The sequence below is a fragment of the Streptomyces sp. NPDC060184 genome (genome assembly GCF_042728795.1).
GTDB lineage: Bacteria > Actinomycetota > Actinomycetes > Streptomycetales > Streptomycetaceae > Streptomyces.
On record NZ_JBHWYX010000018.1, the window covers coordinates 85,332 to 107,994 of the forward strand.

Annotated in this window: 21 protein-coding genes; 18 read left to right on the forward strand and 3 right to left on the reverse strand. The window is 72.2% G+C overall.

The window, feature by feature from the left end:
* The first annotated feature begins 71 nt into the window (after nt 1–71).
* Together ACFWEE_RS14745 and ACFWEE_RS14750 are read left to right on the forward strand one after the other, a co-directional pair.
* Nucleotides 72–512 (forward strand): ATP-binding protein, encoded by a 441-nt coding sequence (locus tag ACFWEE_RS14745; protein ID WP_386889163.1) that lies wholly within the window; start codon nt 72–74, stop codon nt 510–512.
* Nucleotides 513–773: 261 nt separating this feature from the next.
* Complete coding sequence (locus ACFWEE_RS14750; protein ID WP_386889164.1) at nt 774–1,718, forward strand: aminoglycoside phosphotransferase; 945 nt, start codon at nt 774–776, stop codon at nt 1,716–1,718.
* A 46-nt stretch (nt 1,719–1,764) separates the two neighbouring features.
* Here ACFWEE_RS14750 and ACFWEE_RS14755 read toward each other — a convergent pair whose 3' ends face one another.
* Nucleotides 1,765–2,172, reverse strand: a complete 408-nt coding sequence (locus ACFWEE_RS14755) for a hypothetical protein (protein ID WP_386889166.1) — start codon at nt 2,170–2,172, stop codon at nt 1,765–1,767.
* 186 nt (nt 2,173–2,358) lie between these two features.
* Between ACFWEE_RS14755 and ACFWEE_RS14760 the strand changes: the two genes are divergently transcribed.
* The 5 genes from ACFWEE_RS14760 (at nt 2,359) to ACFWEE_RS14780 (ending at nt 7,383) form a co-directional block, all read left to right on the forward strand.
* Nucleotides 2,359–3,726 (forward strand): CoA transferase, encoded by a 1,368-nt coding sequence (locus tag ACFWEE_RS14760; RefSeq protein ID WP_386889167.1) that lies wholly within the window; start codon nt 2,359–2,361, stop codon nt 3,724–3,726.
* Between the two features lie 434 nt (nt 3,727–4,160).
* A complete protein-coding gene (locus tag ACFWEE_RS14765; protein ID WP_386889169.1) occupies nt 4,161–4,592 on the forward strand; it encodes a hypothetical protein in 432 nt (143 codons plus the stop codon).
* A 216-nt stretch (nt 4,593–4,808) separates the two neighbouring features.
* Nucleotides 4,809–5,555, forward strand: coding sequence for an ABC transporter ATP-binding protein (locus tag ACFWEE_RS14770; RefSeq protein WP_386889170.1), 747 nt, complete (start codon nt 4,809–4,811; stop codon nt 5,553–5,555).
* Nucleotides 5,552–6,811, forward strand: a complete 1,260-nt coding sequence (locus ACFWEE_RS14775; protein WP_386889172.1) for a hypothetical protein — start codon at nt 5,552–5,554, stop codon at nt 6,809–6,811. The genes ACFWEE_RS14770 and ACFWEE_RS14775 overlap by 4 nt, the downstream gene beginning before the upstream one ends.
* A complete protein-coding gene (locus tag ACFWEE_RS14780) occupies nt 6,808–7,383 on the forward strand; it encodes a hypothetical protein (RefSeq protein WP_386889174.1) in 576 nt (191 codons plus the stop codon). Before ACFWEE_RS14775 ends, ACFWEE_RS14780 begins: the two co-directional genes overlap by 4 nt.
* A gap of 78 nt (nt 7,384–7,461) precedes the next feature.
* Here the strand turns inward: ACFWEE_RS14780 and ACFWEE_RS14785 are convergent, their stop codons facing one another.
* Together ACFWEE_RS14785 and ACFWEE_RS14790 are read right to left on the reverse strand one after the other, a co-directional pair.
* Entirely contained in the window at nt 7,462–7,794 is a 333-nt protein-coding gene (locus ACFWEE_RS14785; RefSeq protein WP_386889175.1) for a hypothetical protein, read from the reverse strand.
* 308 nt (nt 7,795–8,102) lie between these two features.
* The gene (locus ACFWEE_RS14790) at nt 8,103–9,932 is read right to left on the reverse strand and encodes a bifunctional metallophosphatase/5'-nucleotidase (RefSeq protein ID WP_386889177.1); all 1,830 of its coding nucleotides are present in this window, start codon (nt 9,930–9,932) and stop codon (nt 8,103–8,105) included.
* A 282-nt stretch (nt 9,933–10,214) separates the two neighbouring features.
* On the opposite strand from ACFWEE_RS14790, the gene mshD reads away from it, so the two are divergent.
* The 11 genes from mshD to pstB all read left to right on the forward strand — a co-directional run bounded on the left by mshD (nt 10,215) and on the right by pstB (nt 22,410).
* Nucleotides 10,215–11,138, forward strand: coding sequence for a mycothiol synthase (gene mshD / locus ACFWEE_RS14795; protein ID WP_386889179.1), 924 nt, complete (start codon nt 10,215–10,217; stop codon nt 11,136–11,138).
* 222 nt (nt 11,139–11,360) lie between these two features.
* On the forward strand, nt 11,361–11,810 hold the full coding sequence (locus ACFWEE_RS14800; protein WP_386889180.1) for a GntR family transcriptional regulator: 450 nt from the start codon (nt 11,361–11,363) through the stop codon (nt 11,808–11,810).
* Nucleotides 11,807–12,730, forward strand: a complete 924-nt coding sequence (locus ACFWEE_RS14805; protein WP_386889182.1) for an ABC transporter ATP-binding protein — start codon at nt 11,807–11,809, stop codon at nt 12,728–12,730. Before ACFWEE_RS14800 ends, ACFWEE_RS14805 begins: the two co-directional genes overlap by 4 nt.
* Entirely contained in the window at nt 12,727–13,737 is a 1,011-nt protein-coding gene (locus ACFWEE_RS14810; protein ID WP_386889183.1) for an ABC transporter permease subunit, read from the forward strand. The genes ACFWEE_RS14805 and ACFWEE_RS14810 overlap by 4 nt, the downstream gene beginning before the upstream one ends.
* A gap of 369 nt (nt 13,738–14,106) precedes the next feature.
* Entirely contained in the window at nt 14,107–16,377 is a 2,271-nt protein-coding gene (locus ACFWEE_RS14815; RefSeq protein WP_386889185.1) for an RNA degradosome polyphosphate kinase, read from the forward strand.
* Nucleotides 16,364–17,383: a CHAD domain-containing protein gene (locus ACFWEE_RS14820; protein WP_386889186.1), complete on the forward strand. Its 1,020-nt coding sequence runs from the start codon at nt 16,364–16,366 to the stop codon at nt 17,381–17,383. The genes ACFWEE_RS14815 and ACFWEE_RS14820 overlap by 14 nt, the downstream gene beginning before the upstream one ends.
* Complete coding sequence (locus ACFWEE_RS14825) at nt 17,380–17,796, forward strand: NUDIX hydrolase (protein ID WP_386889187.1); 417 nt, start codon at nt 17,380–17,382, stop codon at nt 17,794–17,796. Before ACFWEE_RS14820 ends, ACFWEE_RS14825 begins: the two co-directional genes overlap by 4 nt.
* A gap of 379 nt (nt 17,797–18,175) precedes the next feature.
* The gene (pstS, locus tag ACFWEE_RS14830) at nt 18,176–19,321 is read left to right on the forward strand and encodes a phosphate ABC transporter substrate-binding protein PstS (RefSeq protein ID WP_386889188.1); all 1,146 of its coding nucleotides are present in this window, start codon (nt 18,176–18,178) and stop codon (nt 19,319–19,321) included.
* 220 nt (nt 19,322–19,541) lie between these two features.
* Nucleotides 19,542–20,537: a phosphate ABC transporter permease subunit PstC gene (gene pstC / locus ACFWEE_RS14835; protein WP_386889190.1), complete on the forward strand. Its 996-nt coding sequence runs from the start codon at nt 19,542–19,544 to the stop codon at nt 20,535–20,537.
* A complete protein-coding gene (gene pstA, locus ACFWEE_RS14840; RefSeq protein WP_386889192.1) occupies nt 20,534–21,604 on the forward strand; it encodes a phosphate ABC transporter permease PstA in 1,071 nt (356 codons plus the stop codon). Before pstC ends, pstA begins: the two co-directional genes overlap by 4 nt.
* 29 nt (nt 21,605–21,633) lie before the next feature.
* The gene (gene pstB, locus ACFWEE_RS14845; protein WP_386889194.1) at nt 21,634–22,410 is read left to right on the forward strand and encodes a phosphate ABC transporter ATP-binding protein PstB; all 777 of its coding nucleotides are present in this window, start codon (nt 21,634–21,636) and stop codon (nt 22,408–22,410) included.
* The last annotated feature ends 253 nt before the right edge of the window (nt 22,411–22,663 follow it).

A 22,663-nucleotide genomic window follows, 5' to 3' on the forward strand; every position in this document is an offset into this window, starting at 1 on the left:
GGCTACGGCCATCGCCACGGACCCCTACCGGTGCAGAGCGCCACCCACCCGAGAGCGACGGGAGTACGCCCATGACCACCGCCACCCCGATCCCCACACCGCCCGACCCGCTCGGCGGCGAGCGGTACCGGCTCACGCTGCCGAACACCGCGTCGGCGGCTCGCATCGCGAGGGATTTCGTCGCCTCGCTGCTGGAGCGGGAGCAGCGAGGCGGACTCGTGGACGACGCGCGCCTCTGCGTCACGGAGCTGGTCACCAACGCATATCGGCACACCAGTTCGTCACTGATTCGAGTGCACGTGGCGGTGAACCGGAAGCGCGTCACCGTCTCCGTCGCGGACCACGATCCGGGTGCCGTCCAGGAGCTCGCCGCACAGCGGACCGGCACGGAACGGATGGGTGGGCGCGGCCTGTTGATCGTGGAGAACCTGGCGCTCGCCTGGGGCACCACCTCGCTCGACAGTCGTCTGCCCGGCCACAAGGCCGTGTGGTTCACCCTCGGGCGGACGTAGTCCTCGGGGCTCGGCGGTGGCGGGCCGGACCGCATCGGGGGGCCCTGCGCCGAGACGTAAGCCGTCACCTTGCGCCGCACACTCCACGCACGCACACCCGACAGACCAGACCGCACCGCTGCTCCTCCGCCCTCTTCGGCGCACCTTCTTCCCACCGGCGCCTCCACCCGAGGTCCAGGACAGAAGCTAGTGAGCAACGGCCCTTCGGCCAACAAGATCGGCTCGAAGCTCTCCCCTCCCCCTCTCAGCAAGGTGCACCCCATGCCCCCACCCCCACCCCCGCCACCCGGTCGCCTGCGGTGGGCCGACGTCCCCGCCCCGCTCCGGGCCCGCCTGGAGGCGGCGCTCGGTGGCGTTGTGGCCGAAGTCCGTACGCCTGACGGCGGGTTCGGCCATCAGCTCGCCGCCGTCCTGCTCCTGGACAACGGCCGGAGGTTCTTCGTGAAGGCCGCTCCGGACGATGACCCGCTGACGGTCGGCAACCTCCACGAGGCAGCCGTGCTGGGCGCGTTGCCGCCCAGAGCCCCGGCACCAGCGCTCGTCGGTGTCCACCACCGGGCCGGGTGGACGGCGGTGGTGGTCGCGCATCTCGACGGACCGCACCCCGATCTCTCCCCAGGCTCGGGGGACGCCACGGTGGTCCGGGATCTCCTGGCCGGGCTCACCGCGGATCCCGCTCCCGCCGCGTACCGGGCGGCCGTCGGGAACGCACCCTCCGGGGTGGCCCGGCTCCACGGCTGGGACGTGCTGCTGGCCGACCCGCCCGACGACCTTCCCGTCGAACTCCGGTCCCTGCTGCCCCTGTTGGCCGCAGTCGAAGCGCGGTGGCCCTCGTCGGCCGGCGGTGACCGGATCGTCCACGGCGACCTGCGGGCCGACAACATGGTGCGCGACCGGTTCCGCGGCGTCATGTTCGTGGACTGGGCCCACGCCACCACCGGACCGGCCTGCGTGGACGCCGTCTCCCTCGCCCCGCAACTCGTCCTCGCCGGTCACGAACCCGCGGCCGTCGCACGGCTCCTGGACGAACACCCGGCGGCGACCGCCGATCCGGAGGCCACCACCGCGTTCCTCGCCGCGCTCTGCGGCCACTGGCGCCTGAACGCCCGCAGGCCCGCGCCACAGGGCGCGCCCGGACTCCGCCCGTACCAGAACCGGGCGGCGGCGGCCGGTCTCGCCGTGCTGCTGCACCGCCTGCGGCGGTGACCGGACCCGGGGACGGTCGGGCTGGGGCCACACCGTACGAAAGGCCCTACGCGTCCGCCTGCCACCAGGGGACCGTTGCGGCCTGTGCCAGTTCGGCGTCGTACTGAACGGCGTCGAAGTGGAGCTCCGGCGGCGGGTAGGGCGTGCCACCGTCCTCCCACGGAACCTGCCAGTGGGACCACTCCACGATCCCCCCGTGGCGCTGCACGACCACGCTCAGGAACCCGCAGCAACCGCCGGTGCACTCCGGCTCCCCCAGCACCAGGCGGTGTGCCTCGCCGGTCGCGCGGAGAGGGCTGGGAACACCGGGCGGCAGTACGTCGGCCGCGTACGGGCCGCGTCCACCCGCGCCGACCGCCGCCTCGACCACGTCCTCGCCGTTCACCCAGAACCGCAGCTGGGCCCGGAACCGGCGTCCTCGCGGCACCACCTCGATCACCATGCGGTCGAACATCGAACCACCGTACGCCCCCCCCCGGCCGTCCCGTCCCCCTCAGGATCATGACGAACGGAGGGCGACCCACCCCCGGAAGGCACTCCCGTTGTTCACGGTCCCGACGCTCAACTCCCCTGGTATTCGGCCGACATCGCACCACCCGTCCACCTGTGGGCCGCACACCCCCTGTCGCACAATGGCCCGATGACCGAAACCGAGAACGCCGCTGTCGCACACGCCTGGGCCGCGCTGGGAGGCCGGGACGACCTGGTGACGGGTGTGTCCTACGTCGGGGCCGGTGCCGTCCTGCCGTCCCGTCTGCCGGTGCGGGAGCTCGCCCGCGCCACGGTGGGCGCCGCCTCGCTGGCGGCGGCCGAGCTGCTGGCGCTCCGCAACGGCGTGCCGGTGCCCGCGGTGCGGGTGCACGAGGGTGCGGTGGCCACCGCGTTCGTCAGCGAGCGCCATCTGCGGATCGACGGCCGGACGTCCCCCTCCTTCGCCCCGCTGTCCGGGTTCTGGCAGGCGTCCGACGGATGGGTACGCACCCACGCCAACTACCCGCACCACCGGGAGCGGTTGCTCCGCGCGCTCGGCATCGCGGACACCGGGCGGGACCAAGAGCTCGTGGAGGCGCTGTCGAAGGAGCTGGCGTCGCGCCCGGCCCGGGAGATCCAGGAGACCGTCCACGCCGCGGACGGTCTGGCCGTGGCCGTGGCGGCCGAGCCCGCCCCGGCGGGGCACCCCCTGGTCGAGCGGAGGCGGGTGGACGGAGGCGACCCGCGCCCCCTGGCCCCGGCGTCCCTCCCGGCCGAAGGGGTGCGAGTCCTCGACCTCACCCGGGTCACCGCCGGGCCCGTCGCCTCCCGCACCCTCGCGCTGCTGGGCGCCGACGTGCTGCGGGTGGACGCCCCCTGGCTCCGGGAGGACGAGGACGCGCACGCCGACACCGGTCAGGGCAAGCGCTCCACCCTGCTGGACCTCGCCACCCCCGAGGACGGCCGGGCCTTCGAGGCGCTGCTCGCCGAAGCGGACGTGGTGGTGACCGCCTACCGTCCCGGCGCACTGGACCGGCACGGGCTGAGCCCCGACGCGCTCCTGGCCCGGCGCCCCGGCCTGATCGTCGCCCAGCTCTGCGCCTGGGGATGGTCCGGCCCCTGGGCGGACCGCCGGGGCTTCGACAGCCTGGTCCAGGCCGGTACCGGTATCTCCACGATCGAGGCGACGGCCGACGGCCGCCCCGGCGCGCTGCCCGCGCAGGCGCTGGACCACGGCACCGGGTATTTGCTCGCCGCCGCCGTCCTCCGTGCGCTGAGCGACCGCCGGACCGACGGCGCCGGACGGCACCTGCGCTTCTCCCTGGCCGGCACCGCGGCCTGGCTGACGCACGGCATCGTCCCCACCCCCGTGCACACCGGGACGGACGACTACGACCCCGAGGCCTGGCTCACGGACACCCCGTCGGCCTACGGGTCGCTGCGCCACGCCGTGCCCCCGATCGGCTACGAGGGTGCTCCCGCGACGTGGCGCCGGGCGCCCACCCGTTGGGGCTCCGACCGGCCGAACTGGGCCTGAAACAGAGCCGACGGCCGTGCCCCGCCCGAGCCGCACCCACCGGGGCGGGTCCTCGGCGGGGCGGCCGGCCGACGCACCGGCCGGGCCCGTGCGCCGGGTGGCGCGCACCCGGCGTGCAACGGCGCGTTTCGGAGTCGTATGTGTAATTCCGCCCCACCGGCCCACAACCGTGCGAGATACTCCGCATGTCGGAGCCCGAGCGAAAGAGAAAAGGAATTAACCCTACGCGTTCCGGTTCAAGAAACCCCGACTCCGGAGTCGTTCCATCCGCTCCCCACCGGTGATCCTCCGGTTTTCCGGCTTCCCTACGCTTCACGCCACCATGGCCCGATAGGGCGTCGGCGAGAAACGGACAAGCTCGGAAAGGACGTTGTTCTCGATCTCGGCGCGTACCTAGCATGCGCTGTCCGTGCAGGAACAACGGGAGGAAGAACATGAGATCTTCGCGCTTAGCGGCTCTGCGTGATTCCAGTCGCCGCACAGGCGTCGCCGTTCTCGGCGCCACCGCCGTCCTCGGCTTCGTCGCCTCGCCCGCCGAGGCGTCGAGCTACACCAGCTACCTGTCGAACGTCAGTCCGGGATTCGAGTCCTCCCGGTGGAACGACAGCGGCGGTACCACCGTCATCAAGTTCACCGGCTGCCGGGACAACTACACCGACACCGGGATGCACATCCTGCTCCGCAAGGACGTCCTCGGTATCGACCCGGCGTACGTCAACGGGTACTTCACCAACTGCTTCACCAGCTCCACGGCCGTGTCCACCGGCACCTGGGTGGACCACGGCTCGGGCTCGTACTACTTCGTCGTCAACTCCGGCATGACGGGCGTCAACGTGTGGGTCAACTCGCTGACCATCACGTACTGACGGTTCCGTACGGGTGGCCACCTGCGGGCGGGCCCGTCCACCGGCGGTTCCGCGCCGAACCGGGTGTGCCGAACCGGGTCTGCCGGACCGGGTGTGCCGGACGTCGACGCGTACCTGCCCTCCTGCTCCGTCCTCCGCCCGCCGCGCGGTGGTGGGCCCGCCTTCCCGGGGGCCCACCACCGCGCACGGGCCCCTACCAGCACATGAGAGAAGTCCATGCCCCTGCACTACCAGTCCTGCACCTTCGGCTACGGCCGCAGGTCCCGGCCGGTTCTCGACCGGCTCGACCTGGCCTTCTCCCCCGGCCACACCGTCCTCCTCGGCCCCAACGGGGCCGGAAAGAGCACCCTGCTCACCCTGGGGGCCGGCGCCTACCGCCCGCTCGCGGGGAACGTGCGGTACGGCCGGCTCGATCCCTCCGAGCGGAGCCAGGCCGGCGCATACCGGAAGAAAGTCTCCTGGCTGCCCCAGCATCCCGGATTCCTCTCCGGACTCACCTGCCGCGAGCACGTGGCCCATGTCGGCTGGCTCAAAGGAATGCGGGAACGCGACGCCTGGCAAGCGGCGGCGAAAGCGATCGACACGGTCGGTCTCGCGGAAAAGGCCGACCACAAGACCACAACACTGTCCGGCGGCCAACGGCAACGGATCGCCATCGCCCAAGCACTCGTCCACGACGCGGAATTATTACTCCTGGACGAACCAACCGTCGGACTCGACCCGCAACAACGACGACGCTTTCTCGACATTCTGATCCAACTGCGCGGCCGGGTCCACGTCATCGTCTCCACCCACGACATCACCGATCTGGACGAGGCATTCGACGAAGTCGTCGTCCTCGAAGCGGGGAAGCCCCGATTCCGCGGCACCGTGGGGAAATTCGAGGCCCACGCCGCACCGGACTGCGCTCCGGGCCGACGTCTGGAGAGCGCGTACGCCTCGCTCCTGGAGGCCGGCGAATGAGGGTCTCCTGGGCGAACCTGCGCTCGTCCTCCGCGCCCTGGCTGCTCCTGCCCGTCCTGGTCTACGCCGCCCTCTACATCGACGACGCCGTCTTCACCGAACCGTCCGGATACGGCGTCGAATCCGGCGAACTCGCCGCCCGCGCCCTGGTGGTGATCGCCCCCGCCGTCGCCGCCGCAGCCGCCTGGGAAGCCGGACGCCACCGCGTCCTGCGGGCCCTGGACAGCACCGCCCTGCGCGGACCGGTACGCCGGTTCCTGCGGTCCGCGTCCCCCGTCCTCGCCCTGCTGCTCGTCCTCGTCGCCGCGTCACTCGCGATCGCCCACCACGAGACCGGTGTGTTCCCCGGCGGCGCGGCCGGATGGCTCGCCGTCGCCCACCTCCTCGTCATCTCCCTCGGCTGGCTCCTCATCGGCCGCCGCCTCGGCAGCGTCGCCCCCGCGAGCGTCACGGCCCCCGCGGTCGCCCTCGTCTGCTGGGCCTGGCTGTCGATGCCGGCCTCCATGGACGCCCTCTGGGTCCGGCACATGGGCGGCTACGTCGACCGGATGTCGACCATCACCGACCTGCGCTCCCCCGCCGCCTACCTGGTGCCCTGGGGTGTCGTCGCCGGACTGGTCCTCGCCTGCCAGGCCGCCACCGCGCTGCGCCCCCGCCCGCTCGCCGCGGTGGCCGCCGTCGCCCTCGTGGCCGCCACCCTCGCCACCGGCCGGGCGCTGGTCATCGACTGGGGCGACACCGCCCCCAGCACCCCCCGCACCACCGCCCTGACCTGCGTCGGATCCGCGCCCCGCGTCTGCGTGCCGCCGGAGTACGCCCCGCACGCCGCGACGATCCGCGACGAGATCCTGGAACCGGTCCGCCGCCTCGCCGCCGCCGGGATACCCGCCCCCCGCGAACTGCGCCTCGCCTCCGCCGAACGGCCGCTCGCCCCGGGCACCTGGCCCCTGTACTGGTCGCCGCCCCCGCGCGAAGGCAGGCCGCCCTCCCCCGACCAGTACGCGGCCGACCTCGCGGAATCCGCCGTCACCGGCACCGCCGCGACCGCCGGGCGCACCGACTGCCGCCGGCCCGGGTCGACCGCCGCCGCCTGGGCCGCCCTCGTCGACGGCGTGGACGCGCGGTCCGTACAGGCGGCGCTGCCGCCCCCCGAGTGGGAAGCGCTCCAGAAGGTCCGGGCCCGGCCCGCCGCCGCCCAGGCCACCTGGTTCACCGACGCCGCGGTCAGCGGGCGGCACTGCCGGGCCGTGTCATGAACCGCCACCTGGTCGCCGTACGGCAGTGGTGGGTCCCGCCCCTGGCCCTCGCCCTCCTCGTCCTGGTGTGCACGACCGCGGGCACCGTCGACGTCCCCGTCCCCAGCCTCAGCAACGGCCTGAACGGCGCCCCGCTCGCCCACTTCACGCCGCTGCTCGCCGTCATCGCCGTCATGTACTGCCTGGAACGGCGCCTCGCCGACGCGGAGCTCACCGCGGTGGTACCGGTACGGCTCCTGGACCAGGGAGCCGTCCTGCTCACCGGCGCGCTGGCGCTCGCCGCCGGGGCGTCGGCGGGCATGGCCGTCGCCCGCAACGTCCTCGTGCTGCTCGCCCTCGCCCTCCTCGTCCGGCGAGCCGCCAACGAGGCGGCGGGCACCGCGGTCGCGCTGCTGTACCTCGTCGTCGACCTCGCACTCGGACGGACCCACACCCCGGACGGCCTCGACGCCCACACCTGGTGGGCGCTGACCCTCTACCCGGCCTCCAGCCCGGGAGCGTGGGCCGTCAGCACCGCCGCCCTCCTGCTCGCCCTCACGGTCGCCTTCCCCCGGTACGCGTCGGGACGGTGAGGAAGGGAGCCGCGCGGGAGGTCCGTGCGGTCCGTGCGGTCCGTGCGGTCCGTGCGCGGGAGGTCGGGGCGGCGGGCCCTACGCGTCGCCCCAGATCTCCCCGCGCGGCTCCCACCACTCCAGGAGCCCCCAGCTCCCGAGGGCGAAGGCCGCCACCCCCACCAGGACCGGCACCCAGGGCCGGTACGTCCAGCGGCGCGTCAGCGCCCAGGCCAGTACCGGAAGAAGGGCCCCGCCGAGGACGATCAGCGGCAGATCGAGGTAGAGCACGCTCAGGTCCCGTGCGTGGCCCTCGAGCCCGCCGTCGACGTTGATGGCCGCTTTCGGCGCCCACAGCAACGGCGCGGCCACCGCGCCGAGTCCGGCGAGAAGGCAGCCGGGTGTGTCGCTGGGGCGATCGACGGCACTCATGCGCGTACCAACGGATTCTCGCTCATGCCCGTCCATGACGAACGGGGAGGGCGCGGCGGTTCCGGAGCCACGCGTCGCACCGAGTGCCCGGAACACCGGCTCCGCCCCGGACGGGCAACTTCCCGCAGACGCGTCGACGGACCTCGGCGGCGAACTGGGGGCTCCGCCGACCGTCAAGCGGTCGAGCAGTCCACGCAGATCCCTCGGTTCGCGCCTGTAGCGCGTCGGCAGGGCTCGCAGCGAAAGGGGCGGTGGGCCGTCCTCGGCCCACCGCCCCCACACCGCGGAACTACGGAACTGCGGAACCGCTACTGCACGATCGTGATCCGGTCCGTGACCGGCGGGGCCAGCGGGGCGGAGGCCGTGGAGTGGGCCGCCAGGTAGGCGTTGAACAGGTCCAGGTCGGAGGGGCCGACCAGCTTGTTCGTGCCGAGGGCGAGGGCCGGGAAGCCGTCGCCGCCGCCCGCGAGGAACTCGTTCATCGCGACGCGGTAGGTCTTCGCCGGGTCGATCGCCTCACCGTTCAGCTTGACGCTGTCCGCAGAGACGCGGGCGGCGCCGGTCTTCGTCAGGTCCAGCGTGTACGTCAGCCCCTTCGAGACCTGGAGGATCTTCGGACTGGCCTCGTTCAGGCCGCTGACCTGCTGCTGGAGCGCGGCGATCAGGTTGGCGCCGGACAGGTCGACGACGTTCATCATGTTGGTGAACGGCTGCACGGTGAACGACTCGCCGTACGTCACCACCCCGTCGCCCTCACCGGAGGCCGACGCGTAGACGAGGTCGGCGCGGATGCCGCCCGGGTTCATGAACGCCACCTGCGCGCCGCCCTGGTCGGCGGGGGCCAGGCCCTCCGCCTGGGCGTCGGCGATCAGGTCGCCGAGCGGCTTCTCCAGTGCCGTGGAGCCGCGTCCGTTGATGTCGGCGGAGATGTAGCCCTGCGGGCGGCTCGCGATCGGGGCGGCCAGCGCGTTCCAGCGGGCGATGAGCGCGGTCATGTCCGAGGCCGGGGCCTGGTCACGGCTGACGACGTGGTTCGCCGACTTCACCGACGTGCGCACGATGTCGTTGGTCCGGCGGTCGTAGGTGAGGGTGGTGTCCGTGTAGAGCTTGCCGAAGGACGCCGCCGAGGTGACCATGCGCGGCTTGCCCGCCGGGTCCGGGATGGTGCAGACGTACGCGGTGTGGGTGTGGCCGGTGACCAGCGCGTCGACCTTCGGGGAGATGCCCTTGGCGATGTCCACGATCGGACCGGAGACACCGGCACCGGCACCCGGGCTGTCGCAGTCGTAGTTGTACGCGCCCGAGGCCGGGGCCCCGCCCTCGTGGATCAGCGCGACGATCGACTTGACGCCCTGGCGGTCCAGCTCCTTGGCGTACTTGTTGACCGTCTCGATCTCGTCGTGGAACTGAAGTCCCTTGACGCCGTTGGCCGTCACGATGTTCGGCGTGCCCTCCAGGGTCACCCCGATGAAGCCGATCTTGACGCCGTTCTTCTTCCACACCCAGTACGGCTTGAGGACCGGCTTGCCGGTCTTCTCGCTGGTGACGTTGGCCGAGAGGTAGGGGAAGTCCGCGCCCTGGAACTTCTTGCCCTTCTCGTAACACCCGTCGACCGGGTGGCAGCCGCCGTTCTGGAGGCGGGTCAGCTCGCCGATGCCCTCGTCGAACTCGTGGTTGCCGACCGTCGTGACGTCCAGGTCCAGGCCGTTCAGCGCCTCGATGGTGGGCTCGTCGTGGAAGAGACCGGAGAGCAGCGGGCTCGCGCCCACCATGTCGCCGCCGGCCGCCGTGACGGAGTACGGGTGCCCCTTGCGCGCGGTGCGCAGCGAGGAGGCGAGGTACTCGACGCCACCGGCGCTCACCGACTTCGTCGTGCCGTCCGCCTGGATCTCGGAGACCGTGCCGGACGAGCCCGTCGGCGGCTCCAGGTTGCCGTGCAGGTCGTTGAAGGAGAGCAGCTGGACGTCGACCGTCCTGTCGGCCGGCCGGCCGTGGCCGGAGCTCTTGCCGTGGCCGTGGTCGTCGCCACGGCCGTGGGCACCGGCCGGCAACACGGCGAGCGCGCTCACCGTGGCCACACCGGCCGCCAGGGCGAGCAGCCGCCGGGCTGCGCGGTTCTTCTTCACAGTCGCTGACATCGGTCCCCTTGTGAGTGTTCAGCGTGAGGCACATGGTGTTGACATGTCTGTGTCTTTCGTGCCGCAGCCTAAGGTCAACGCGCGTAGCGCGACAGGCTTTCGGGGTTACGAGCTGGTTGCTTTCCCGTCAGAAACGGTGCCCGTCAGCCATATCGCCCATCCCGGGCGCACCACCCGCCGGCGACGGGCCGCCGCCTCCCGCCGAGGGCCCGCCGCGCGCCCGTACCGCCGCCACCCGCCCGTACCGCCGTCGCGCGGGCCGTCCGCCGTACGCTCGACAGCATGACGACTGACGCACCCCTCCCCGCCCCCGGCCGCGAGATCCAGACGCTGGACGTGCTCGCACCCGTCCAGGCCGACGCCGTCCTCGACCTGCTCGCCGAGGCCGCCCGGACCGACGGCCGGCAGGCGGTCTCCGAACAGGGACGGCTCTACCTCCGGGGCGGCCACCGCACCGGCGTACGCCACCTGCTGCTGACCAGCGGCGGCATCCTGGCCGGGTACGCGCAGCTGGAGGACACCGACCCCGTGGAGGCCCCGGCCGCCGAGCTCGTCGTCCTCCCCGAACAGCGCGGCCACGGCCACGGGCGGGCCCTGGGCGCCGCCCTCCTCGCCGCCAGCGGCAAGCGGCTGCGGGTGTGGGCGCACGGCGGCGGCCCGGCCGCCCGCCACCTCTCGCAGGTCCTCGGGCTCAGCCTCTTCCGCGAGCTGCGCCAGCTCCGCCGCCCGCTGGTCCCGCTCGACATCGCCGAACCGGTACTGCCCGAGGGCGTCACCGTCCGCACCTTCGTCCCCGGCCAGGACGACGCCGCCTGGCTCGCCGTGAACAGCGCCGCCTTCGCCCACCACCCGGAGCAGGGCGGCCTCACCCAACGGGACCTCGACGACCGCAAGGCCGAGCCCTGGTTCGACCCGAAGGGCTTCTTCCTCGCCGAGCGCGACGGCGAGCTCATCGGCTTCCACTGGACGAAGGTCCACGCCGAGGAGCACCTCGGCGAGGTCTACGTCGTCGGCATCCGGCCCGACGCGCAGGGCGGCGGCCTCGGCAAGGCACTCACCGCGATCGGCCTGCGCCACCTCGCCGCCGAGGGGCTGCCCGACGCGATGCTCTACGTGGACGCGGACAACGTGGCGGCCGTGACGGTGTACGAGCGGATGGGCTTCACCACGCACGAGACCGACCTGATGTACCGGACGGAGTCGTAAGTGGTGCCCGGCGGCACGGAGTCGCGCCCGCCGCACGGCGTCCCGGCCCTCCGCGCGGAGTCGTAACCCTCCCCTTTTCCGAACGCGATTTCGTCATCTTCGGTGCGGTAGCGCCGCATTGATCACCCACACTCTCAACTTTCCCAGGGGCGACGTCACTTGACGCCGCCCCTTCTTTACCCCACCCTTTCACTACTCAACTAGTGAAAGGGTGTTGACCGCATGGCAGAGTCCGCAGCGGTCGAGTTCCGCATCGACCGGCGCAGCGGCGTAGCCACCTATCTGCAGATCGTCCAGCAGACCAGGCAGGCGCTCCGGCTGGGCGTCCTGCGGCCGGGCGACCGGCTGCCCACCGCACGCGAGGTCGTCGAAGCCACCGCGATCAACCCGAACACGGTGCTCAAGGCCTACCGCGAACTGGAACGCGAAGGACTGGTCGAGGGCCGGCGCGGCCTCGGCACCTTCGTCCGCCGCACCCTGGGCGGCGCCGCCCATGAGAACGCCCACACACCGCTGCGCGCCGAACTCGCCGACTGGATCGGCCGGGCGCGCACCGCCGGACTGGAACGCGACGACATGACCGCGCTCTTCGGCACGCTCCTGGACAGCGCCTGGGGGCTGGACAGCGCGCGCGGGCCGGACAGCGCAATCGAGGGGGAAACGAACGCATGACCACCGCCGCGATCGAGGCCGACGGCCTCGGCACGACGTACCGGCGAGGGAAGGACGCGTGGGCCCTGCGCCACTGCTCCTTCCGGCTGCCCACCGGGCGGATATCCGCCCTCGTCGGCCCCAACGGAGCCGGCAAGTCCACCCTGCTCGCCCTCGCCGCCGGGGTCCTCCGGCCCGCCGAGGGAACCCTGCGGGTACTCGGCACCACACCCGCGCACGCCCGCACCCGCATCGGGTACGTGGCCCAGGAGAAGCCGCTCTACGGGCAGTTGACGGTCGCGGAGACCCTGCTGACGGGCGCCGAGCTCAACCCCGGCAGCTGGGACACGGAGACCGCCGAGCGGTTCGCCGGGGACCTGCCGCGCACCGCCCGGGTCCGCACCCTCTCCGGCGGCTCGCGCACCCGGCTCGCCCTCGCGCTCGCCCTCGGCAAACAACCCGAACTGCTCCTGCTGGACGAGCCGATGGCCGATCTCGACCCGCTCGTGCGCCACCGGCTGATGGGACTGCTGATGGCCGAGGCCGCCGAGCGCGGCACCACCATCGTCATGTCCTCGCACATCCTCAGCGAGCTGGAGGGCGCCTGCGACCACCTCCTCCTCGTCGACGGCGGCCGGATCCGGCTCGCCGGGGACACCGAGGAGATCCTCGCCGCGCACGCCGTCCTCACCGGGCAGGCCGCCGCCCTCACCCCGCACACCGTGGTCGAGTCCCGCACCACGGGCCGCCAAGTCACCGCCCTCGTACGCCCCGAAGGCCCGGTGGACCGGGACGCCTGGCTGGTCACCGCCCCGTCCCTGGAAGAGCTGCTGCTCGCGCACCTCCGCTCCCCCGACGCCCCGGCCCTGACCCTCACCGGCCCCCTCGCCCGCTCCGGCGGTCCCCTCGACGAAGACTCCCGGACGGTGAACGCGTCATGAGCACCCTCGCCCCGCCCCGCCCGTCCCCCCGCACCACCGCCTCCGCCGGACTGCGCGGGCCCGCCCGGCTCGTCGTCCGCCAGCACCGGCGCGCGTTCCAGCTGCTGATCCTCCTCACCGCGCTCACCGCCGCCGGACTCGTCGCCGTCGCCCTCTGGGCCGGCCACGACGCCGACGTCTTCGCCCGCACCGGCTGCCGGGTGGACACCGTCACGACCGACGCCTGCACCCGGTCGACCCGCGCCTACGACGACAGCCAGTACCGCCTGAACCACTCCCTGAGCGTGGTCGCACTGCTGACGGCCGTCCTGTCCGCCGCGTACGGGGCGTTCATGGCGGGCCCCGCCCTCGCCCGCGAACTGGAGAGCGGCACGCACCGCCTCGCCTGGACCCAGTCCGTGTCCCCCGCCCGCTGGCTCACCGCGAAACTCGCCGTCCCCGCCGCACTGACCGTCGCGTGCACGCTCGTGCTGACGACCGTCTGCACCTGGTTCTCGACCCGGGGCACGCTCCACCCCCTGTACTGGCACGACACCAGCGTGTACGGCACGACCGGCGTCTACCCCTTCGCCCAGGCGCTCTGCGGGCTGGCCCTCGGCACCCTCGCCGGGCTGCTGCTGCGCCGCGCCTTCGCGGCCATGGCCCTCGCCGCGGCGGCCCAGGGCATCGCGGTCCACGTACTGCAGAACGTGCGCGGCCACCTCTGGCCGGTCGTGCACGGGCCCTACGCGCTCGCCCGGTCCAACCCGTTCCCCCGGGACGCGTGGATGACCGAGGTGGGCTACCTCACCGGCACCGGAGAACGGCTCCCGATGGGCACCTGCTTCCCCATACGCGGAAAGTTCGGCGACTGCCTGGATTCCCTCGGCGTGACCCGCAGGTACGCCGACTACCACCCGAAGTCCCACTACTGGCCGCTCCAGCTCGTCGAGAGCGGCATCCTGCTCGCCGTCGCGGCCCTGGCCGTGTACGCCGCCCACCGGCTGCTGCGCCGCCTGCACGCCTGACGCGGGACCGGCCACCCCGCACACCGCCGGGCCGTGCGGGCTCCACGAGGGGGAGCCCGCACGGCCCGGCCGTACACGGTCCGCCACCGCCCCGGCAACCGGACAACGCGGTCATACCCGCCCCCGGTATCCGCACGGGGGCGCGTACGGGCAGGTGAGCGCCCCCCGGGGCCACCACCCCGCGTCCACACCGCTTCCCGCATGTCATGTCGCCGTTACCGTCCGTTCAGACACGCTTGCGACGCTCACGGAATGCAGCCAGCTGTACCCGCCCCCCGCAACGGAAAGCCCCGGCACCCTCCCGGACCTTCCGCGATCTTTCCCCGCTCCGACGCGCCCATTGGGCCATTCAGCGGGAAGAATGGGTCCATGAGCCAGCAGCCCAGCGCCGACGTCCCGGTCCAGCCCGCCTCGTCGACTCCTCCGGCCCAGCCGTCGGTGGGGTCCATCGCCGCTCATCGCCCGCCCGCGGTGTCCAAGGGCTCGCTGGGCTCCTCGGGGTTCTCCACCGCCGCCGACCTCGACCCCGACCTCGACGCCGACGCCGACTCCTACGAGCCGCGCCGCGACGGCGCCAGCCTCCCGGCGGACCGCTTCCTCGACCGGGAACGCAGCTGGCTCGCATTCAACGAACGCGTTCTCGAACTGGCCGAGGACCCCGCGACCCCCCTCCTCGAACGGGCCAACTTCCTCGCCATCTTCGCGTCGAACCTGGACGAGTTCTTCATGGTCCGCGTCGCCGGACTCAAGCGCCGCATCGCGACCGGCGTCGCCTCCCGCTCCGCGTCCGGACTCCAGCCCCGCGAGGTCCTGGAACAGATCTGGACCCGCTCCCGCGAGCTCATGGCCCGGCACGCCGCCTGCTACCAGCAGGACATCGCCCCCGCCCTCTCCGACGAGGGCATCCAGCTGATCCGCTGGCCCGACCTGACGGAGAAGGAACAGGCCCGCCTCTTCACCTTCTTCCGCCAGCGCGTCTTCCCCGTCCTCACCCCCCTCGCGGTGGACCCGGCGCACCCCTTCCCGTACATCTCCGGCCTCTCGCTCAACCTCGCCGTCGTCGTACGCAACCCGGTCAGCGGCCACCGCCACTTCGCCCGCGTCAAGGTGCCGCCGCTGCTCACCCGGTTCCTGGAGGCGTCCCCGCAGCGGTACGTCCCCATCGAGGACGTCATCGCCGCCCACCTCGAAGAGCTCTTCCCCGGCATGGAAGTGCTCGCCCACCACATGTTCCGGGTCACCCGCAACGAGGACCTGGAGGTCGAGGAGGACGACGCCGAGAACCTCCTCCAGGCCCTGGAGAAGGAACTCATGCGGCGCCGCTTCGGCCCGCCGGTCCGCCTGGAGGTCGAGGAGTCCATCGACCCCTACGTCCTCGACCTGCTCGTCCGCGAGCTGAAGGTCACCGACGCCGAGGTCTACCCGCTGCCCGGCCCGCTCGACCTCACCGGGCTCTTCGGCATAGCGTCGCTGGACCGGCAGGAGCTGAAGTACCCCAAGTTCATCGCCGGCACCCACCGCGACCTCGCCGAGGTCGAATCCGCGTCCGCGCCGGACGTCTTCGCCGCCCTCCGCGAACGCGACGTCCTCCTCCACCACCCGTACGACTCCTTCTCCACCTCCGTCCAGGCGTTCCTGGAACAGGCGGCGGGCGACCCGGACGTACTGGCGATCAAGCAGACGCTCTACCGCACCTCCGGCGACTCCCCGATAGTGGACGCCCTCATCGACGCCGCCGAATCCGGCAAGCAGGTCCTCGTCCTCGTCGAGATCAAGGCCCGCTTCGACGAACAGGCCAACATCAAGTGGGCCCGCAAGCTCGAAGAGGCCGGCTGCCACGTCGTCTACGGCCTCGTCGGGCTGAAGACCCACTGCAAGCTGTCGCTCGTCGTCCGCCAGGAGGGCGACACCCTGCGCCGCTACTCCCACGTCGGCACCGGCAACTACCACCCCAAGACGGCCCGGCTCTACGAGGACATCGGCCTGCTCACCGCCGACCCCCAGGTCGGCGCCGACCTCTCCGACCTCTTCAACCGGCTCTCCGGCTACTCCCGCCGCGAGACCTATCGCCGCCTGCTCGTCGCCCCCAAGTCCCTCCGCGACGGGCTCGTCGCCCGCATCAACAAGGAGATCGCCCACCACCGCGCCGGGCGCCCCTCCTACGTCCGCTTCAAGGTCAACTCCATGGTCGACGAAGCGATCATCGACGCCTGCTACCGGGCCTCGCAGGCCGGCGTCCCCGTGGACATCTGGGTACGCGGCATCTGCGCGATCCGCCCCGGCGTCCCCGGCCTCTCCGAGAACGTCCGGGTCCGGTCGATACTCGGCCGCTTCCTCGAACACTCGCGGCTCTTCTCCTTCGGCAACGGAGGCGAACCCGAGGTCTGGTTCGGCAGCGCCGACATGATGCACCGCAACCTCGACCGCCGGATCGAAGCCCTGGTCCGGGTCACCGACCCCGCCCACCGCGCCGCACTCAGCCGACTCCTGGAGACCGGCATGGCCGACACCACCTCCTCGTGGCACCTGGGTCCCGACGGCGAATGGACCCGCCACTCCACGGACGCCGACGGCCAGCCCCTGCGGCACGTACAGGAAATGCTCATCGACGCACGGAGGCGCAGGCGTGCGACGCCCTGACCAGCAGACGCCCGGTACCGCCACGGCACTCTCCGCCGAGGCGGTCCTCGCGCCCTACCTCCGCGCCCAGGCGGCCGACTTCCTCCGGAGTCTGCGCCTGCACCGCGAACAGAGCGCCCCCACCGACGCCGGCGGCCGGGGCGCGGAGGAGGCCGCCCGCGCGCTGCGCCGCTCCGCCCGCCGCATCAGCGGCACCCTGCACACCTTCAAGGGGCTCCTCGACCCCGGCTGGGCCGACCAGCTCCGCGCCGAGCTGGCCTGGCTCTCCGGCACCCTCGCCCGCGAGCACGACTGCTCCACCCGGCTCCTGCGCCTCCTCGAAGCGCTCCACCGGCTCTCCGGCGCCCACCTCCCGGCCGCCCGCACCGGCACCGGCAAGGCCGCCGCCACCGGCACGGGGTCCGGCACCGCCACGGACCGGGCGGCCCTCGACGTCGGCGCCGCCCGCGCCGGGGCGCTGCTGGAACGCCAGCTCACCCTGGCCCGCACCCGCGCCCACTCCGCCGCGCTCCAAGCGCTCGGCTCCTCCCGGTTCCACGCCGTCGCCGACTCCGTCGCCCTGCTCGCCTCCGAGGTCCCGCTCACCGGCGCGGCCGGCGCCCCCGCCGCCGAAACCCTCCTCGGCCCCTCCGAACACGCCCGCGGCCGGCTGCTCGGCGCCGTCGCCGCCCTCCCGCCCGGGGAGTCCGCCGACGTCTACAACGAGGCGCACGACGCGCACTGGCACCAGATCCGGCTGCTGCTCCGCCTCCACCGGTACGCCCACGAAGTCGTGGCCGGGGAGCCCGACCCCGTCCTCACCGGCCCGGAACACGCCCTCGACCTGCACCGGGAGGCCTCCGAGGCCGCCTCCGCCGCGTCGGCGGCGGCCCGCACCCCGCGCATCGCCCCCGCCACCGCGTACGCCCTCGGCGTCCTCCACGCCGACCAGCGCCACGAGGTCGACGCCGCCCGCTGCGTGTTCCGCGAGACCTGGCCGTACGCGGCGGCCGTACCGGCGCCATGAGCTCGCCCGGCCCGGTGCTCGCCGCCGGCTGCGTGCTCTGGCGCCACTCCCCGTACGACGGCGCCCTGGAGGTCTGCCTCGTGCACCGGCCGCGCTACGACGACTGGTCGCACCCCAAGGGAAAGCTGAAGCGCGGCGAGAGCGCGCGGGAGGCGGCGGTGCGCGAGGTCCTGGAGGAGACCGGCCACCACTGCGAGCCCGGCGCCGCGCTGCCGACCCTGCGCTACGAGGTGAACGGGCACCCCAAGGAAGTCTTCTACTGGGAGGCCCCCGCCACCGGCGGCGCCTTCGTCCCCAACGACGAGGTGGACCGCGTCGCCTGGCTCTCCCCCGCCGCCGCCCGCGACCGGCTGACCCGCCCCGCCGACCGGGTACCGCTCGACGCGCTGGTCACCGCCCTGCCGGACGCCTGACCGGCCGGGAACCCCGGGCCGGACACCCCGCGGACCCGTCCACCCGCGCGGTCGGCACGGCGCCACGCTCCCCCGCCCCGGCCGCTCCCGCACGCGTCGACGCGGCGGCGCGCCGCCCTCCCCGGCCGCTCCCGCGCGTCAACACGGTGCACACTCCCTCACCCCGGGCCGGACGGCTCCCGGGGCGTCACGCGCGCCCGCGACCCCGCACCGTCCGACACGGTTCACCTTCCGTTCACTCCCTCCCGTAGGGCGCTTCACCTGTTCTGCCTAATTTCGGACTTACACGGTGCGAGGCACCCAGCCAACACACCATTCCTCATCGCACGCCGTCGTAGAACGTATCGACCACGGCGGCTCCTGGAAGGAACACCCGAAAGTGAAGCTTCAGCGCAAGAACCGGCTTCGTGCCACCGCGCTCGGTGCCCTCGCCGTCTCCGGCGCCCTGGTCCTCACGGCGTGCGGTTCGGACGACAACACCACCAGCAGCAGCACGACCGGCGGGTCCAGCCAGTCCGCCTCGGCCGCCGCCTCGGACATCTCCTGCGACGGCGCCACCGGCCAGCTCCTCGCCTCCGGTTCCAGCGCGCAGAAGAACGCCGTGGACCTCTGGGTGAAGAACTACATGGCCGCCTGTTCCGGCGTCGAGGTCAACTACAAGTCCTCCTCCTCCGGTGAGGGCATCATCGCCTTCAACCAGGGCACCGTCGGCTTCGCCGGCTCCGACTCCGCGCTGAAGCCGGAAGAGGTCGCCGACTCGAAGAAGATCTGCAAGACCGGCCAGGGCATCAACCTCCCGATGGTCGGCGGCCCGATCGCGATCGGCTTCCACCTCGAAGGTGTCGACAGCCTGACGCTGGACGCCCCCACCCTCGCGAAGATCTTCGACACGAAGATCAAGAAGTGGAACGACGCGGCCATCGCCAAGCTCAACCCGGGCGTCAAGCTGCCGGACAAGGCGATCCAGCCCTTCCACCGCTCCGAGGACTCCGGCACCACGCAGAACCTCGGCAAGTACCTCGCCGCCACCGCCGGTGACAACTGGAAGTACGAGCCCGAGAAGAAGTGGCCGGCCCCCGGTGGCCAGGCCGCGACCGGCTCCGCCGGTGTCGCCGCCCAGGTGAAGCAGGTCGACGGCGCGATCGGCTACTTCGAGCTCTCCTACGCCACCTCGCAGTCGATCTCCACCGTCGACATCAACACCGGCGCCTCCGCCCCGGTCAAGGCCACCCCGGAGAACGCCTCCGCCGCCATCGCCGCCGCCAAGATCAAGGGCACCGGCAAGGACCTGGCGCTCGACCTCGACTACACCACCAAGGCCGAGAACGCCTACCCGATCGTCCTCGTCACCTACGAGGTCGTCTGCGACACCGGCAACAAGGCCGAGACCCTCCCGACGGTCAAGTCCTTCCTGACCTACACCGCCTCCGACGCGGGCCAGAAGGTCCTCACCGAGGCCGGCTACGCGCCGATCCCGGCCGAGATCAACACGAAGGTCCGCGAGACCATCGCCGCCCTCTCGTAATCACCGCTCCACCGCTCGACCCGCTCCACCCCCCTCCGCCTCCGGCGGAAGCCCGTACGGCCCGGCCCCGACCCGGACCGGGCCGTACGGACACGAACGACCGGCGGCCGGTACGGCAGCAGACCCGCGAGGGCCTCGGCCACCGACCGGCCGCCGCGCGATCCCATCCGGTGCACCGCCGCCAGGGGAGCCCCGCTCCCCCACACAGACCGGAAAGACCATGGCCTCCACCACACCGATAGACATCCCACCGGCCCCGCCGGCCCGTCAGACCCGCCCGGCGAAGTCCACCGGCCGCGCCGGCGACAAGATCTTCCTCGGCCTCTCCCGGGGCTCGGGCATCCTGCTCCTGGTGATCATGGCGTCCATCGCCGTGTTCCTCACCTACCGCGCCGCGCTCGCCGTCTCGAAGGACGAGGGCAACTTCCTCACCACCTTCGACTGGAACCCGGCGGGCGACCCGCCGGTCTTCGGCATCGCGGTCCTGCTCTTCGGCACCGTCGTCAGCTCGATCGTCGCGATGGTCATCGCGGTCCCGGTCGCCGTCGGCATCGCCCTCTTCATCTCGCACTACGCGCCGCGCAAGCTGGCCGCCCCCCTCTCCTACGTCGTCGACCTGCTCGCCGCGGTCCCCTCGATCGTCTACGGCATCTGGGGCGCCCTCGTCCTGGTCCCGCACCTGGAGGGCCTCAACCTCTGGCTCGACCAGTACTTCGGCTGGACCTACCTCTTCGAGAAGACCGAGGTCGGCGTCGCCCGCTCGCTCTTCACCGTCGGCATCCTGCTCGCGATCATGATCCTGCCGATCGTGACCAGCGTCAGCCGCGAGGTCTTCCTCCAGGTCCCCCGGATGAACGAGGAAGCCGCCCTGGCACTGGGCGCCACCCGCTGGGAGGTCATCCGCCTCTCGGTGCTGCCCTTCGGGCGCTCCGGCGTCATCTCCGCCTCGATGCTCGGCCTCGGGCGCGCGCTCGGCGAGACGATGGCCGTCGCCACGGTCCTCTCGCCCAGCTTCCTCATCTCGTTCCACCTGCTCAACCCGGGCGGCGGCACCTTCGCCCAGAACATCGCCGCGAAGTTCGACGAGGCCACCCAGCTCGGGCGTGACGCCCTGATCGCCTCCGGTCTCGTCCTCTTCGTGCTCACCCTGCTGGTCAACGGCGCGGCCCGGCTCATCATCGCCCGCCGCAAGGAGTACTCGGGGGCCAACGCATGAGCCACGCACCGACCGGCGTCCAGGACCGCCGGACCCCGTCCCGGGGCGCCCTCAGCAGCCGCGCCCTCCCCCGCTGGGCCCCCCTCGGCTTCGCCGCCGCCGCGATCGTCCTCGGAGTCGGCATCGGCGCCGCGGCCGGACTCGACAGCCACGTCCAGTGGGGCCTGATCGCCGCGCTGCTCTTCCTGGCGATCTCCTACGTCACCACCACCGTGATCGAGAACCAGCGCCAGGCGAAGGACCGCCTCGCGACCAGCGTCGTCTGGGTCTGCTTCATCCTCGCGGTCGTCCCGCTCGCCTCCCTCGTCTGGACGACGGTGAGCCGCGGCGCGAAGGTCCTCGACGGCTACTTCCTCACCCACTCGATGGCCGGTGTGCTCTCCACCGAGCCCGGCGGCGGCGTCTACCACGCACTGATCGGCACCCTGGAGCAGGTCGGCATCGCCACCGTCATCTCCGCGCCGATCGGCCTGCTCACCGCCGTCTACCTGGTCGAGTACGGCAGGGGCGCCCTCGCCAAGGCCGTCACCTTCTTCGTCGACGTGATGACCGGCATCCCGTCCATCGTCGCCGGCCTCTTCATCCTGTCGATCATGCTCATGGCCGACCTGGGGCCCTCCGGCCTCATGGGCTCGCTCGCCCTGTCGATCCTGATGATCCCGGTCGTGGTCCGCTCCACGGAGGAAATGCTCAAGCTCGTCCCGAACGAGCTGCGCGAGGCGTCCTTCGCCCTCGGCATCCCGAAGTGGCGCACCATCCTGAAGGTGGTCCTGCCGACCGCGATCGGCGGCATCGCCACGGGCGTCATGCTCGCCATCGCCCGCGTCGCCGGTGAGACCGCGCCGATCATCCTGCTCGTCTTCGGCAGCCAGCTGATCAACACCAACCCCTTCAGCGACCCGCAGTCCTCGCTCCCCTACTACATCTGGGAGCAGTACAAGGTCGGTTCCGAGGCGTCGTACGACCGCGCCTGGGGTGCGGCACTGGTGCTGATCGCCTTCGTCATGATCCTCAACCTGGTGGCCCGCGGCATCGCCCGCTGGAAGGCCCCGAAGACCAGCCGCTGACCGCGGCCACGAAAGAAGCAGTGATTCAGATGGCGAAGCGCATCGACGTCAGCGGCCTCACCGCCTACTACGGCTCCCACAAGGCCATCGAGGACATCTCGATGACCGTGGAACCCCGCTCCGTGACGGCCTTCATCGGCCCCTCCGGCTGCGGCAAGTCCACCTTCCTGCGCACCCTGAACCGGATGCACGAGGTCACCCCCGGTGGCCGCGTCGAAGGCAAGGTGCTGCTCGACGACGAGAACCTGTACGGATCGAACGTCGACCCGGTCTCCGTGCGCCGCACGGTCGGCATGGTCTTCCAGCGCCCCAACCCGTTCCCGACCATGTCGATCTTCGACAACGTCGCGGCGGGCCTGAGGCTGAACGGCAAGTACCGCAAGAGCGAGCTGAACGACGTCGTCGAGAAGTCGCTCCAGGGCGCCAACCTCTGGAACGAGGTCAAGGACCGCCTGAACAAGCCCGGCTCCGGCCTCTCCGGCGGCCAGCAGCAGCGACTCTGCATCGCCCGCGCCATCGCGGTCGAGCCCGAGGTCCTGCTGATGGACGAGCCCTGCTCCGCGCTCGACCCGATCTCGACCCTCGCGGTCGAGGACCTGATCAGCGAGCTGAAGGAGCGCTTCACGATCGTCATCGTGACGCACAACATGCAGCAGGCGGCGCGCGTCTCCGACCGCACGGCCTTCTTCAACCTCGCCGCGGTCGGCAAGCCGGGCCGTCTCATCGAGATAGACGAGACGGAACGGATCTTCGCCAACCCCTCGGTCCAGGCCACCGAGGACTACATCTCGGGCCGCTTCGGATAAGCCCGCACCAGGTCTCGGGCCGCTTCGGACGAACCGGTCCAGCCCTCCGCCGCCGCCCCGGACACCCCGGGCGGCGGACCCCGAACAGCCTCGCGGTGCTGCATGGCGGTGCCACCGTAAGGCCGAAAAGGGGCCGCCCCCGTTCTCTGCGAAGAGAACGGGGGCGGCCCCACATACGAAGGGTTTTGGCCTCGGCGGTCCGTGCGCCCGGCGGTTCGTGCACCCGGCGGTCCGTGCACCAGGCGGTCCGTGC